Raw genomic sequence first — 14,072 nt, 5'->3', positions numbered from 1 at the left:
TCGCGAACAACGGACAACGAGTTCACAACCCCGGCGCGGTCTCGTGCCGGGGTTGTGCCAGCCTGGGGGAGTGACGACTAGGGCCGCAGCGTGGCGAGCAGGGCGTCGGTGAGGTTGGGCGCCAGCTCGGGGTGCTCGACGACCTCCTCTGGCACCTCGACCGTCCCGCGCAGCCGCAGCACGCAGGAGACCGAACCGTCGCGCAGCACCGCGGCGACCAGGCGCGCCTCGCGCCGCGCCGGGTGCTCCGCGGCGAACCTGCGGGCGGCCTCGTCGTCGAGCTCGCCGTGGCTCAGCTCCGTCTCCGCCTCCGGCGGCAGGACCACGATCTCCTGGGCCAGCGCGCACCCGGTCACGGCCGGGGGCCACTCGATGCCCGCCAGCGCGTCACCGAGATCGCCCTCCAGCGGGTCCTGGGCGATCGGGGTCAGCGGGCTCGACTCCGGGTCGAGCTGCGCCCGCAGCTCGGGCTGCTGGGTGATCAGGTCGGAGGTGGCCACGAGGGCGAAGAGTTGCGGTGGCTGCTCCCAGCCGCCTGCCGCTACGAACTCCTCGACCTCGCGGGCGACCGTCGGGAGGATGACCGCTGGCGTTTCACTCGCTGACACGCGTGTCATCGTAAGACCGCGGACTCCGCGGGAACCCAGGGCGTCATCCGTAGAGTTGGACTAAACGTACGTATCGATTTACCGCGATCCAGGAGCGTGCCTCGTGGCCACACGGCCTCCAGTCGGACTGCCGAAACTGTCCCGACGCAGCCGAATCCTGCTCGTCGTCGGTGTTGTGCTCCTGTTCGGTCTCATCACGGGATCGCGGCTGCTCGACACCTACGTGAACTGGCTGTGGTTCGGCGAGGTGAATTTCCGCAACGTCTACAGCACAGTCCTGATCACCCGCCTGGCGCTGTTCGTGGCCGTCGGGGCCGTGGTCGGCGGCATCGTCGCGCTCAACCTCTACCTCGCCTACCGGTCGCGGCCCGTGTTCGTGCCGGTCTCGGGCCCGGACGACCCGGTGGCGCGCTACCGCACCGTCGTGATGCGGCGGATGCGGCTGTTCGCGATCGGCATCCCGGTGTTCGTCGGGCTCATCGCGGGCGCGTCGGCGCAGGCCGACTGGCAGCAGATCCAGCTCTTCCTCAACGCCCAGCCGTTCGGGGTGACCGACCCGCAGTTCGGTCACGACATCGGCTTCTACGCGTTCACGCTGCCGTTCTACGAGTGGCTCCTGTCGTGGCTGTTCATCACGGTCGCGGTCTCGTTCATCGGCGCGGTCATCGCGCACTACCTGTTCGGCGGCATCCGGCTGGCCGGTCGCGGCGGTCAGCTCTCCGGTCCCGCGCGGCTGCACCTGGCCCTCGTTGCCGGCGCGTTCGTGCTGCTGAAGGCCGTCGCGTACTTCTTCGACCGGTACGCCCTGCTGCTGCACGAGAACGAGAAGTTCGTCGGCGCGAGCTACACCGACCTCAACGCGGTGCTGCCGGCCAAGCTCATCCTGCTGTGCATCGCGGTGTTCTGCGCGGTCGCCTTCTTCGCGGGCGCCTTCATGCGCAACGTGCAGCTGCCCGCCATCGCGACCGTCCTGCTGGTGCTCTCCAGCGTGCTCGTCGGCGCCGCGTGGCCCGCGGTGCTGGAGCAGTTCTCGGTCAAGCCGAACGCCATCCAGAAGGAAGCCGAGTCGATCAAGCGCAACATCGCGGCGACGAGGCAGTCGTTCGGGCTGACCGAGGACAAGGTCGAGACCAAGCCCTACGAGGGCAAGCAGACGATCACCAACGACCAGATCAAGACCAACGACCAGGCCACGCTCGGCAACATCCGTCTGCTCGACCCGGCCGTGCTCTCGCGGACCTTCACGCAGTTCCAGCAGCTGCGGCCGTTCTACGGGTTCCCGAACAAGCTCGACGTCGACCGGTACACAGTGGACGGAAGGCTGCGCGACTACATCGTCGCCGTCCGCGAGCTGAAGCTCGACAGCCTGCCGCAGGGCCAGCGCGACTGGATCAACCAGCACCTCATCTACACCCACGGCAACGGCTTCGTCTACGCCGAGGCGAACAAGGTCAACGCGGTCGCCGACCAGACCAACGGCGGCTACCCCGAGTTCAAGGCCGGTGAGGTCGCCCCGGACGGCGCGGTCCGCAACGCCGAGAACGGCATCAAGGTCGACCAGCCCCGCACGTACTACGGCGAGCTGTTCGGCCCGGCCGACTACTCGATCGTCGGTGGCCGTCCGGAGGGCTCGGCCGCCGAGTACGACACGGACGCGAAGTCCTACACCTACACCGGCTCGGGCGGCGTGCCGATCGGCAGCCTGTTCAACAAGCTGGCGTTCGCCGCCTACTACGGCGAGCGGAACATCCTCTTCAACCAGTCGATCGCGGACGAGTCGAAGATCCTGTTCAAGCGCGCGCCGCGGGACCGCGTGCAGGCCGTCGCGCCGTGGCTCACGGTGGACAGCGACCCGTACCCCGCCGTCGTCAACGGCCGCATCACCTGGATCGTCGACGGCTACACCACGCTGGAGAACTACCCGTACGCGCAGCGCACGCAGCTCGGTGACGCGACGAACGACTCGCTCACCGCGGACGGCGTGGTGATCTCGCAGGTCAACAAGCCCGTCAACTACATCCGCAACTCGGTCAAGGCCACTGTGGACGCCTACGACGGCACGGTGAACCTGTACCAGATCGACGACAAGGACCCGGTCCTCAAGGCGTGGATGGGCGTCTTCCCCGGCACGGTCAAGCCGGGCAGCGAGATCTCCGACCAGCTTCGCCAGCACTTCCGCTACCCCGAGGACCTGTTCAAGGTGCAGCGGCAGATCCTGTCGAAGTACCACGTCTCGTCCCCGTCGGACTTCTACTCCGGTGTCGCCTACTGGGCCCCGGCGCAGGACCCGACGATCGACAACGTGACCTCGGCCGACGCGCAGCGCGACGCGGCCGCGAAGCGCAGGGACGCCCAGCCGCCCTTCTACGTGCTCGCCGGTGACCCCGGCGACCCCGGCAAGGTGCGCTTCCAGCTCACCAGCCCGCTGGTCCGCGAGAACCGGGAGTTCATGGCGGCGTACGTCTCCGTGGGATCCGACCCGGACAACTACGGGAAGATCAGCGTGCTGCAACTGACGCAGGACGCGAAGGGCCCGCAGCAGATCCAGACGCAGTTCCTCACGTCCGACAACGTCAGCCGCGAGCTCAACCTGCTGGCGCAGCAGAAGACGACGGTCGTCTACGGCAACCTGCTCACCCTCCCGGTGGGCGGCGCGCTGCTCTACGTCGAACCCGTCTACATCGAACGCGCGTCGAACAACACGTCGTACCCGCAGCTGTCCAAGGTGCTCGTCTGGTACGGCGACCGGGTCGGCTACGCGTCCACGCTGAACGAGGCGCTGGACCAGGTGCTCAGCGGTGCCGGCGCGGTTGTGCCGCCGCCGAGCAACAACAACGGCAACGGCCAGACGTCCACGCCGCCGTCGACCACGCCACCGCCGGTCGGCAACGGGTCGCTGAGCCCCGAACTGCAGAAGGCGATCAACGACATCGGCGCGGCGCTGGACGACATCACCAAGGCGAACCAGAGCGGCAACTTCGCCGAGCTCGGCCAGGCGTACGCACGTCTGGACGACGCGAGGAAGCGGTTCAAGCAGTACAACACCGGTCCCGCCGCACCGCCCGCGGCGAGCCAGTCGTCCGTTGTGCCGAGCCCCACACCGTCAGGCTGACCTGACGATTTGCATCAACGGCTCCACCCCGCGTAAGGTTCTGTTCATACCGACGCGGGGTGGAGCAGCTCGGTAGCTCGCTGGGCTCATAACCCAGAGGTCGCAGGTTCAAATCCTGTCCCCGCTACAAAGCTGGGAAAGCCCTGTCTGCGGAATGCGCAGACAGGGCTTTTTCGCATTGTATTGGGGGCGGAGCCCCCAAGCCCCACCCCGGGGGCAAGCCCCCGGACCCCCAGGACGCCTCGCCTTCGGCATCGGCGGGGCCTGTTGGCCGCATCGGTCTCCCAGAGGCTTCTGACCTGGGGGAACGTGGTTAGAGGGGGGTGGTGGAAAAGGGGTTTTTGGAGGGTGTAGAGTTCTCCTTACAACAGCAAGACAGCAAGACAGCAAGACAAGCTAGAAGCGGCGCGGGGTGGAGCAGCTCGGTAGCTCGCTGGGCTCATAACCCAGAGGTCGCAGGTTCAAATCCTGTCCCCGCTACTAGACGGAAGGCCGGAGTCCTCGGACTCCGGCCTTCTGCTTTGTGCTGATGTTTTCAGGTCATGTTCTCGGCCCAGTACTGGGCGCACAGCATGCTCGAGCAGATCCGGCCCTCCCCGTTGACGGTGCGGTGCTTGCGGATCTGCTTGCCGCAGACCATGCACTCGTCCTTGCCGGCCTGCTCCGGGATGCCCCCGGTCATCCACGCCATCGTGTGCGCCGCGACCTTCTTGTGGTCCAGCCACTTGATGCTCTTCAACATCCCCGACCTCCGTGTCCTGCCACGCCTGCCTGGCAGTGATCATTTTCCCGGTCCGGCGGGCCGAGGAAAGAGGCCGGAGCGCACATCACCGGGTCGTGCGACGAAGGACGCCCGTCCGTCCATTCGGGTGGCTCCGGCCGGTGAGAGCCGTACCGCCGATCGAGTGAGGGCCGAAGGCTTTCGCTTCCGCCGAAGGCTTTTTCCATCCGGGATGGACACGGACGGTCAAGCGGCCAAACGCGTGAGGCGCGGAAACTGCCGCTTACTCAGCGAGACTTTCGTTGCTCCGCATGGCCCATCAGACTAGCCCGGTGATCAGCCACAGTGGACAGAACGGCTGACCATTGTGGACAGCTTCCCCCAGACGTGGGAACGTTGTCGTTGTGTCAGACCTGAATGCGACCGCAGCCGCCCTGCTCGGGCTGCTGCACGACGGACCCAAGACCGGTGGCCAGTTGGTGGCGGAGGCGGGAGAGCGCTTCGGTGCGTTCTTCAGCGTGACCCGCAGCCAGGTGTACCGCGAGCTGCCCGCGCTGGCCGACCAGGGCCTGCTGCGCCTCGGCAAGCAAGGACCGCGGTCCAGCCAGCAGTACGTCCTGACCGCGGCCGGCAAGAAGGCCTTCAAGAACTGGCTGCTGTCCGAGCCCGGCCCCGACCACCTGCGCAGCCCGCTCATCCTGCGCCTGGTGCACGCCGGCTCGCTGACGGCGAAGCAGCGCGAGGCCCTGATCACGACCGCGCGCACGACGTACGGCCAGGAGCAGGAGAGCGCGCGCAGCGCCGCCAAGTCGGCGGAGGACCCCTACGCCAAGGCGGTGGCCGAGTTCGGCCTGGCCCACGCCAAGGCCGTGCTGAAGCTGCTCGACGCCATCCCCACCGCGTGAGAGCGGTGGCCGCGGGCTGACGCCGGCCGCTTCCGGCGCCCGTCCGGGTGCCGGAAGCGTGCGACGCCGGCCCACGGCCACCGCGCGGAGGAACACGAGCGAAGCACCGGTCGCGAACAACGACCGGTGCTGGCGTAATCTTTTGCCGTGAACCCGGACGTCGAAGCAGACATCAAGGAACTCTCCGCCACTCTTTCCAGCATCGAGGCGGTGATGGACCTCGATGGACTGCGCGCCCAGGTCGCGGACCTCGAGGAGCAGGCGGCCCGCCCCGACCTTTGGGACGACCAGGAGAAGGCGCAGAAGGTCACCAGCCAGCTCTCGCACAAGCAGGGCGAGCTGCGCCGCGTCACCGGCCTGCGCGAACGCCTGGACGACCTCCCGCTGCTCTACGAGCTCGCCGAGGAAGCCGAGGACGCGGACGCCCACGCCGACGCAGACAACGAGCGGACCAAGCTGCGCGGGGAGATCGCCGGCCTCGAAGTCCGCACGCTGCTGTCGGGCGAGTACGACGAGCGCAACGCGCTGGTCACCATCCGCGCCGAGGCCGGTGGCGTCGACGCCGCGGACTTCGCCGAGATGCTGCTGCGCATGTACTCGCGCTGGGCCGAGCGCCACAACTACGGCGTCGAGGTGTTCGACACCTCCTACGCGGAAGAGGCGGGCATCAAGTCCGCGACGTTCCGCGTCACCGCCCCGTACGCCTACGGCACGTTGAGCGTCGAGCAGGGCACGCACCGCCTGGTGCGCATTTCGCCGTTCGACAACCAGGGCCGCCGCCAGACCTCGTTCGCCGGCGTCGAGGTCGTGCCGGTCGTCGAGCAGACCGACCACGTCGAGATCGACGAGAAGGACCTGCGCGTCGACGTCTACCGCTCCTCCGGTCCCGGTGGCCAGGGCGTCAACACGACCGACTCGGCGGTGCGCCTCACGCACATCCCGACCGGCATCGTGGTCTCCTGCCAGAACGAGCGCTCGCAGTTGCAGAACAAGGCCACGGCCATGGCCGTCCTGCAGGCGAAGCTGCTCGAGCGGCGCCGCCAGGAGGAGCAGGCCAAGATGGACGCGCTCAAGGACTCCGGCTCGAGCTGGGGCAACCAGATGCGCTCCTACGTGCTGCACCCGTACCAGATGGTGAAGGACCTGCGGACCGAGCACGAGGTCGGCAACCCGTCGGCGGTGCTGGACGGGGAGATCGACGACTTCCTCGAGGCCGGCATCCGGTGGCGCAAGCAGTCCCAGCAGGGGTAGGCGAGTTCCGCGGCCTCGTGCACGAGGCCGCGCGACGTGCCGGTGGCGAGGTCACCCGCTGGTGCGAGCCGGAAGTCACTCCGAACTTCTACGCCGCGCACGTCGAGTACGGCGACCATCGGCCGGGGGTCGCCGTACTGCGCTCGCACGCCGGCGACGTGGCTCTCGCAGTCGGTCACGACCGGCAGCCACTGGTGTTCGCCGATGACGCGGCGCTCCTGAGCGTGCTCTCCGAGCTGGGCTTGCGCGTGCGCACGTCCGCGGAGTTGCGTCGACCGTTCCAGGCAGCGGAGTGGCCCCTTCTCGACGTTCGCGATGTGCGGTACTGGCGTCCGCACACCGTCGGCGAGGCGCTCTTCAACCGGTGGGACTGACTCCTCCGGTACCGTCCAGTGGTCCGAACGTGCCCAGTGGTCCGAATGAGCACTGGCGTCCACCGGTAGTGGTGGCCCGACCACGGCGTGTTGAGGTTGCCGACCGCCTTTCCGGGGGCGGGAGTTAACCGGAACGGGGGCTTTACCCCGGACATGAGTAGACTCGCGCCTCGTGATTCGCCTCGAACACGTTTCCAAGGTCTACAAGACCTCCACGCGCCCCGCGCTCGACGACGTGTCCGTCGAGATGGAGAAGGGCGAGTTCGTGTTCCTCATCGGGCCTTCCGGGTCCGGTAAGTCGACCTTCCTGCGCCTGCTGCTGCGCGAAGAGGTGCCGACCAGGGGACGCGTCTACGTCTCCAACTTCGACGTCGCCAAGATGTCGCGGCGCAGGGTCCCCCGCCTGCGCCAGTCCATCGGCTGCGTGTTCCAGGACTTCCGCCTGCTGCCGACGAAGACGGTCGCCGAGAACGTGGCTTTCGCGCTGGAGGTCATCGGCAAGCCCCGCAACACCATCGTGAAGGTGGTGCCCGAGGTGCTGCAGCTCGTGGGCCTCGACGGCAAGGAGGACCGGTTCCCGACCGAGCTCTCCGGTGGTGAGCAGCAGCGCGTCGCCATCGCGCGCGCGTTCGTGAACCGCCCGCTGGTGCTGATCGCCGACGAGCCGACCGGAAACCTGGACCCCGACACGAGCCAGGACATCATGTTGCTGCTGGAGCGGATCAACCGCACCGGCACGACCGTCATCATGGCCACCCACGACCACGGGATCGTCGACTCGATGCGCCGCCGCGTGGTGGAGCTGTCGTACGGCAAGGTCGTCCGCGATGACGCGCGCGGTGTCTACGGCGTCGGCCGTTAGACACTCCTCACCCCCGACCCCCAAGGAACCCCGCCCCCGATGCGTACCAGCTTCGTGTTCAGCGAGGTCGTCACCGGACTTCGCCGGAACGTCACGATGACGATCGCGATGATCCTCACGACCGCCATCTCGCTCGGGCTGCTCGGCGGTGGCCTGCTCGTCGTCCGCATGGTCGACAAGATGCAGGCCAACTACGCGGGCAAGCTCGAGGTCTCCGTGCTGCTGACCAACGACGTCAGCGCCAACGACAAGGACTGCACGCAGCAGCCCTGCTCGGGGCTGCGCTCCCAGCTCGAGCAGACCTCCGGCGTCGAGACCGTGGTGTTCCAGAACCGCGACGAGGGCTTCGAGCGCTTCAAGCGCATCTTCGAGGCGCAGCCGGAGCTGCTCAAGCTCGCGCGGCCGGAGGCGATCCCGGCGACGTTCCGCGTCAAGCTCGAGGACCCGGAGCGCACCGACGTCATCCGGCAGGCCTTCGAGGGCAAGCCGGGCGTGAAGGCCGTCGACGACCAGGGCAAGTTCCTCGAGCGGTTCTTCGAGGGGCTCAACGGTCTGCGCGACGTCGCCCTGATCCTCGCGCTCATCCAGGCGTTCGCCGCGCTGCTGCTGATCTCCAACACCATCCAGGTGTCGGCGTTCACCCGGCGCGTCGAGGTCGGCATCATGCGCCTGGTCGGCGCGACCCGGTGGTACACGCAGCTCCCGTTCCTCATCGAGGCGGTCGTCGCGGGCATCATCGGCGCGGTCACCGCGGTCGCCGGCCTGGTGCTGTTCAAGGCGTTCTTCCTCGACCGGATCACCAGGAACCTCACGGAGTCGGGCCTCATCCCGCCGACGGGGTACCTGGACATCCTGTTCGTGTCGCCGTGGCTGTTCCTCGTCGCGATCGTCATCTCGGCGACCACCGGCTACGTGACGCTGCGCCTCTACGTGCGGCTTTAACGACTTTGCCGACCACGTAAAGTTGTCGCCATGGTCAAGGAACGCGGGCAGAAGGTCATCGCGTCGAACCGCAAGGCTCGGCACGACTGGGCCATTCTCGACACCTACGAGGCGGGCATCCAGCTCGTCGGCACCGAGGTGAAGAGCCTGCGCATGGGGCGGGCGTCCCTCGTGGACGCCTTCGCCCAGGTCGACGACGGCGAGATCTGGTTGCACGCGTTGCACATCCCGGAGTACGTCGCGGGGACCTGGACGAACCACGAGGTCCGGCGCAAGCGCAAGCTCCTGCTGCACAAGTCGGAGATCGAGCGGCTGATCGGCAAGACCAAGGAGTCCGGTCTGTCGCTCATCCCGCTGCAGATGTACTTCAAGGACGGCTACGTCAAGGTCGAGATCGCCCTCGCGAAGGGCAAGAAGGCCTACGACAAGCGCCAGGACATCGCCAAGCGCGACGCCAACCGCGAGATCGCCAAGGCGCACGGCCGTGCGCTGAAGGGCCGTTACTGATGGCACTGGTGGACGTCCACGTCCACTTCATGCCGCAGAACGTCCTGGACAAGGTGTGGGCGTACTTCGACCGCGTCCGCGAGTCCGGGATCGACTGGTACATCCACTACCGCACGGACGAAGACGCCCGGCTCACCGCGTTGCGGGAGTTGGGCGTCGTCGCGTTCGCGCCGCTGGTCTACCCGCACAGGCCCGGCATGGCTCGGTGGCTGAACGAGTGGGTGGCCGGGTTCGCCGCACGCGTGCCCGAGGCGGTGCCCACGGGCACGTTCTACGCGGAACCCGGCGCCGGGGAGTACGTGCGCGAGGCGCTGGAAGCCGGTGCGCGGTGCTTCAAGTCGCACGTCCAGGTCGGCGGCTACGACCCGCGGGACGACCTGCTCGGCGGCGTCTGGGGCCTGCTCGCCGAAGCCGGGGTGCCGGTGGTGGTGCACTGCGGCAACGGCCCGATACCGGGCGAGTTCACCGGGCTCGACGTCTTCGAAGGCGTGCTGCGGAAGCACCCCCGGCTCACCGCCGTGGTCGCGCACGCCGGGATGCCCGACTACGCGGCCGCGCTGGACCTGGTCGAGCGCTACCCGAACGTGCACGTCGACACCACGATGGTGGGCACTCCGTTCACCGAGCAGCTCGTGCCGCTGCCCGCCTGGTGGAGCTCCCGGATCGCCGGCTTGGCCGACAGGGTGGTGCTGGGGAGCGACTTCCCGAACATCCCGTACCCGTACGAGGTGCAGCTCGACGCCATCCGGTCGTGGGGCCTCGACGCCGCCGCCGAACGGGCGGTCCTGCACGACAACGGCGCCCGCCTGCTTCAGCTGTCCAGGTAGGCCAGGACGGCGCGCACGCGGCGGTGCTCGGAGTTCGACGGCTCCAGGCCGAGCTTGGCGAAGATGTTGCCGACGTGCTTCTCCACGGCGCCGTCGGACACGACGAGCGTGCCCGCGATGGCGGTGTTGGACAAACCCTGCGCCATCAGCCCGAGCACCTCGCGTTCGCGGGGCGTCAACGAGTCGACAGGGCTCTTCTTGCTGCGCACCATGAGCTGCGTGATCACCTCGTGGTCGATGCTCGTGCCGCCGTCGGCGACCCTGCGCACCGCGTCGACGAACTCCTTCACGTCCGCGACCCGTTCCTTGAGCAGGTAGCCGACCCCGCTCGCGCCGCCCGCGAGGAGCTCCACGGCGTAGCGCTCCTCCACGTACTGCGACAGCACCAGGACCGGAAGCCCGGGATGGCGGCGGCGGGCCTCGATGGCGGCCCGCAGCCCTTCGTCGGTGAACGTCGGCGGCATCCGCACGTCCACCACGCACAGGTCCGGCCGGTGCTCGGTGACGGCGTCGAGCAGCCCGTCGCCGTCCTCCACGGCCGCGACGGTCTCGATGCCCACGTCGGCGAGCAGCCGCTGCACGCCCTCCCTCAACAGCACCGAGTCCTCGGCGATCACCACGCGCACGGCAACTCCGCTCGAATCACGGTCGGCCCACCGGCGGGGCTGACGACGACAACCACACCGTCGATCGTGGCAGCCCGGTCGGCCAAACCGGCGAGCCCGCCGCCCGGCTTCAGCTCGGCGCCGCCCTGACCGTTGTCGGTGACCTCCACCAGCACGCCCGTCTCCACCCGCTGGACCCGCACGGTCGCCTTGGTGCCGTTGGAGTGCTTGGTGATGTTCGTGAGCGCCTCGCCGACGGTGAAGTACGCGGCGCTCTCCACCGCCGTCGGCGGCCGCGGCTCCACGTCGACCTGCAGGTCAACCTCGATCGGCAGGCGCGCGGCCAGCGCGGACAGCGCGGCGTCGAGCCCGCGGTCGCCCAGCACGGACGGGTAGATGCCGCGGGCCAGGTCGCGCAGCTCCTTGATGGCGAGCTTGGCGTCCGCGTGCGCCTCCGCGATGAGCACGGCGGCCCCCTCCGGATCGGAGTCCATCTTGGACTTCGCCCGGCCGAGGCCCATCGCCACCGCCACGAGCCGTTGCTGCGCGCCGTCGTGCAGGTCGCGTTCGATGCGCCGGCGTTCCGCCTCGGCCGCCTCGACCCCGCGCGCCCGGCTGGACTGCAGCCGTTCGGCCTCGATGGCGAGCGCGTCGGCGCGCGTCGGGCCGAGCATGGCGCGCGCGAACTTGCCGTGCAGCACGCCGAGCCGCCTGGTGCCGATGATCGCGACCGGCAGCAGCGCCAGCCCCATCACCGCGACGGGCAGCGCCGACGCGAACGAGTCGATGGTCCAGAACTCGCCCACGACGACCGCGAACGACGCGTGACCGATCCAGAACGGCGCCGCGACGAGCGCCGCCACGACCGACCACAACGCGACGACGAAGGCGAACTCGAGGACACCCACCGGCAGGAGCAGCAGCAGGTAGCCGAAGTCGCGCCAGGTGGCCGGGTCGGTGAACTGGTGCTTCCACCGCTGCCAGAGCGTGCCGTCCACCTTCTCGCGGTACGGCCGGGGGACGTCCGTGCCCAGCGCCGCCCGCACCCAGGCCCGCTCCACCGTCGCGCCACCCCGCACCACGTTCATCGCGAGCCAGAGGATCGGCAGGCCGACCCACAGGACCGATGTCGCGAGCCCGACCACCGTCAGCACGACGGAGAGGGTGAACCAGAAGATGCCGGTCACCAGGTTGGTCAGCAGGTAGAACCCGGCTGCGAGCGCGTTCGGTTTCCTCATGCCGTCCATCGTGTCGTTCCCGCTGGTCAGGGACCATGTGGCTAGCTATGCGGTCCGGGGTGGGGACAGCCCTACCTGCCTCGGGAAGAACTGGCTGGCGCCCATCGTTATGCTATGCGTACCACTACGAGGGGGTGAACGGTTTCGACTGTGGACGTTGATTCAGGGGAAGCGTGCCGGTGCAGGCGAGAGACCACCGCAAGCGTCATCGCAAACCAATAAGCGCCGAGTCTAACGACAAGCGCGCGTTCGCTCTCGCCGCCTGAGGCGAGTAGCAACGCTGTCGGCCTAGGAGCGCCTTCGGCCTAGTGTCCGGCATCAGCTAGAGGGCTTACCGGCAGTCCCGGTCGCGGGGACTGTTCGGGACACTCACAGCGACTGGGCCCGTCACACCAGCTCGTTCGCGTGACTGGTGGGGCCGAGCAGAGGCAGAGCGGACTGCGCACGGAGAAGCCCTGATGAGCCGCCACAGGACCCGGGTTCGATTCCCGGCACCTCCACCAAGTCAGTCATTGCACGAACCGTTCGGGGTCGTATCCGCTGGTAAGGCGGGTGCGGCCCCGTCGTCGTCGCGGGGTTGGGCGATGTGGAAGACCAGGGTGAGCCGGTGGGGTCCCGGTGATGGTGACCTTCTCGACCAGCGCCGTGGCCTGGCCGCTGCTGCCCGACGCGATCTTCGTGGCGGACGGCGACGTCCTCACCTCGGCCGGTGTGACGGCGGGCATGGACCTCGCGCTGGCGCTGGTCGAACGCGACTACGGCGCCGATCTGGCCCGGACCGTCGCGCGTGGCCTGGTCATGTTCATGCAACGGCCCGGTGGTCAGTCGCAGTTCTCGGCGCCGTTGCGGGTGCGGGCGCCGCGCACACCGGCGGTGCGGGAGGTCGTCGGCCTGGTGTCGGCGCAGCCCGCGCTCGGCCACAGCCCGCGGTCGCTCGCGGCACGGGCCGGGTCAGCGTGCGGCGCCTGGCCCGCGTGTTCGCCAGTGAGCTGGACACCACGCCCGCGAGGTTCGTGGACAGGTCCGGCTGGACCACGCAAGGCGTTGCTCGACGCGGGGCACGGGGTGGTGCAGGCGGCGCGGCTGGCCGGGTTCGGCAGCACCGAGACCATGCAGCGGGTGTTCGTGGCGCGGTTCGGGGCCTCGCCCAACGAGTACCGGGCGCAGTTCGGCAGCACCCGCGGGTGCCCGGCGGGGGCGCTGGAGGCGGCGGCACGAGGGGTGGGCGTCAGGACCAGTCCTTGACTGAGATGACGCCGGACAGCGACCGCAGGAAGTCGGCCGCGTCGAACATCGCGCCCGCCGAGGCGACTCCCGCGGCCCGGTGGCGGCCGGTGAGCAGGCGTGCGACCGCCTCGACCGCCAACGGCGCGCTCACCCCGTAGATGTCACGTCCGCCGGCGGTCCACCGGCGCTCCTCACCGGCCCGGCGCACGCGCACGTCCACCTCGAAGGTCTCCGGCTCCCGCCGTCGCGCGGCCTCCTGCAGGCCCTGGGCCGCGGCGGCCGACATGTAGGAGGTGACGGAGGGGATCGGCAGGTGGCTGGGGATCGTGACGACGTCGGCCATCGAGAACTCGCCGATCACCTCGCGGGGGCCGCCGACGAAGTCCCAGGTGAGGGTCGCCGGGGTGGCGGAGTGGTACGCCAGCGCGCCGTCGTGGAAGCGGACCCGCCGGCCGCCGCGGCGGTCGCGGGACACCGCGCCCGCGGTGAGCGTGCCCGCCGTGGGCTGCCAGCCGCTGAGGCCGTAGGCGATGTGCGCCTCGTCGGCGGTCGTCCAGCCGGTCATGGCGGCGGTGACCAGCAGGTCCGCCAAGCCGCCGAAGAACGCCATCGCGGGCACGACGGGCACCGAGGCGCCACGGGCGAACGTGTCCGCGTTCGCCTCGATCTCCGCGGCCACGTCGACGTACGGGAGGCCGGCGCGTTCGGCCGCGGCGATCAGCGGGAGAGCCGTCACGGCGAACGGACCGGCGGTGTTGATCACGGCGTCGGCCCCGGCCAGCGCCCGGTCGAGGGCGGCGGGGTCGTCGGCCGTCGCCTGGGCGCGGCCGAAGGGGAGCGGTGTGAAACCGCGCTTCTCCAGCTCCGCCAAGACGAAACGACCTGTGTGCCCG

Annotated in this window: 14 protein-coding genes, 2 tRNA genes and 1 other RNA gene; 12 read left to right on the top strand and 5 right to left on the bottom strand. The window is 69.1% G+C overall.

The annotated features are described in order from the left end of the window. Positions 1-77 precede the first annotated feature (77 nt). Entirely contained in the window at positions 78-617 is a 540-nt protein-coding gene (locus BMW88_RS28330; protein ID WP_089956088.1) for a PPA1309 family protein, read from the bottom strand. A gap of 94 nt (positions 618-711) precedes the next feature. On the opposite strand from BMW88_RS28330, the gene BMW88_RS28325 reads away from it, so the two are divergent. The 3 genes from BMW88_RS28325 to BMW88_RS28315 all read left to right on the top strand — a co-directional run bounded on the left by BMW88_RS28325 (position 712) and on the right by BMW88_RS28315 (position 4,200). Continuing rightward, a complete protein-coding gene (locus tag BMW88_RS28325; protein WP_089956086.1) occupies positions 712-3,720 on the top strand; it encodes a UPF0182 family protein in 3,009 nt (1,002 codons plus the stop codon). A 53-nt stretch (positions 3,721-3,773) separates the two neighbouring features. Next, positions 3,774-3,847 (top strand) — tRNA-Met (locus tag BMW88_RS28320). Between the two features lie 279 nt (positions 3,848-4,126). Then, positions 4,127-4,200 (top strand) — tRNA-Met (locus BMW88_RS28315). A 55-nt stretch (positions 4,201-4,255) separates the two neighbouring features. Here the strand turns inward: BMW88_RS28315 and BMW88_RS28310 are convergent. Next, positions 4,256-4,462: a hypothetical protein gene (locus BMW88_RS28310; RefSeq protein WP_089956084.1), complete on the bottom strand. Its 207-nt coding sequence runs from the start codon at positions 4,460-4,462 to the stop codon at positions 4,256-4,258. A gap of 383 nt (positions 4,463-4,845) precedes the next feature. Between BMW88_RS28310 and BMW88_RS28305 the strand changes: the two genes are divergently transcribed. From BMW88_RS28305 to BMW88_RS28275, 7 genes are all read left to right on the top strand, one after another. Further along, positions 4,846-5,346 (top strand): PadR family transcriptional regulator, encoded by a 501-nt coding sequence (locus BMW88_RS28305; protein WP_089956082.1) that lies wholly within the window; start codon positions 4,846-4,848, stop codon positions 5,344-5,346. A gap of 147 nt (positions 5,347-5,493) precedes the next feature. Next, positions 5,494-6,597, top strand: coding sequence for a peptide chain release factor 2 (prfB, locus tag BMW88_RS28300; RefSeq protein ID WP_089956080.1), 1,104 nt, complete (start codon positions 5,494-5,496; stop codon positions 6,595-6,597). Beyond that, positions 6,570-6,971, top strand: a complete 402-nt coding sequence (locus BMW88_RS28295) for a hypothetical protein (RefSeq protein WP_143116288.1) — start codon at positions 6,570-6,572, stop codon at positions 6,969-6,971. Before prfB ends, BMW88_RS28295 begins: the two co-directional genes overlap by 28 nt. Positions 6,972-7,143: 172 nt before the next feature. Then, positions 7,144-7,833 carry a cell division ATP-binding protein FtsE gene (gene ftsE, locus BMW88_RS28290; RefSeq protein ID WP_030470385.1) on the top strand — a complete coding sequence of 230 codons (690 nt, stop codon included), beginning with the start codon at positions 7,144-7,146 and terminating at the stop codon, positions 7,831-7,833. 39 nt (positions 7,834-7,872) lie between these two features. Further along, positions 7,873-8,775 carry a permease-like cell division protein FtsX gene (ftsX, locus tag BMW88_RS28285; RefSeq protein WP_089956075.1) on the top strand — a complete coding sequence of 301 codons (903 nt, stop codon included), beginning with the start codon at positions 7,873-7,875 and terminating at the stop codon, positions 8,773-8,775. A gap of 30 nt (positions 8,776-8,805) precedes the next feature. Beyond that, complete coding sequence (gene smpB / locus BMW88_RS28280) at positions 8,806-9,282, top strand: SsrA-binding protein SmpB (protein ID WP_089956073.1); 477 nt, start codon at positions 8,806-8,808, stop codon at positions 9,280-9,282. Continuing rightward, a complete protein-coding gene (locus BMW88_RS28275; RefSeq protein ID WP_089956070.1) occupies positions 9,282-10,109 on the top strand; it encodes an amidohydrolase family protein in 828 nt (275 codons plus the stop codon). Before smpB ends, BMW88_RS28275 begins: the two co-directional genes overlap by 1 nt. Here the strand turns inward: BMW88_RS28275 and BMW88_RS28270 are convergent. Next, the gene (locus BMW88_RS28270) at positions 10,094-10,735 is read right to left on the bottom strand and encodes a response regulator transcription factor (RefSeq protein ID WP_177221412.1); all 642 of its coding nucleotides are present in this window, start codon (positions 10,733-10,735) and stop codon (positions 10,094-10,096) included. The two genes, BMW88_RS28275 and BMW88_RS28270, sit on opposite strands and share 16 nt — an antisense overlap. Next, positions 10,723-11,961 carry a sensor histidine kinase gene (locus tag BMW88_RS28265; RefSeq protein WP_425434696.1) on the bottom strand — a complete coding sequence of 413 codons (1,239 nt, stop codon included), beginning with the start codon at positions 11,959-11,961 and terminating at the stop codon, positions 10,723-10,725. The genes BMW88_RS28270 and BMW88_RS28265 overlap by 13 nt, the downstream gene beginning before the upstream one ends. 121 nt (positions 11,962-12,082) lie before the next feature. Between BMW88_RS28265 and ssrA the strand changes: the two genes are divergently transcribed. Together ssrA and BMW88_RS28255 are read left to right on the top strand one after the other, a co-directional pair. Beyond that, positions 12,083-12,455, top strand: a transfer-messenger RNA (tmRNA) gene (ssrA, locus tag BMW88_RS28260). A 118-nt stretch (positions 12,456-12,573) separates the two neighbouring features. Beyond that, positions 12,574-13,197, top strand: coding sequence for a helix-turn-helix domain-containing protein (locus BMW88_RS28255; protein ID WP_177221410.1), 624 nt, complete (start codon positions 12,574-12,576; stop codon positions 13,195-13,197). On the opposite strand, the gene BMW88_RS28250 is transcribed toward BMW88_RS28255, so the two are convergent. After that, a complete protein-coding gene (locus tag BMW88_RS28250; RefSeq protein ID WP_425434695.1) occupies positions 13,181-14,050 on the bottom strand; it encodes a saccharopine dehydrogenase NADP-binding domain-containing protein in 870 nt (289 codons plus the stop codon). The genes BMW88_RS28255 and BMW88_RS28250 overlap by 17 nt on opposite strands. Between the last annotated feature and the right edge of the window lie 22 nt (positions 14,051-14,072).

It is taken from the genome of Lentzea xinjiangensis, assembly GCF_900110955.1.
Classification (GTDB): domain Bacteria; phylum Actinomycetota; class Actinomycetes; order Mycobacteriales; family Pseudonocardiaceae; genus Lentzea; species Lentzea xinjiangensis.
Note: the sequence above shows the minus strand (reverse complement) of the source record. Positions and strands in the feature narration are given on the sequence as shown.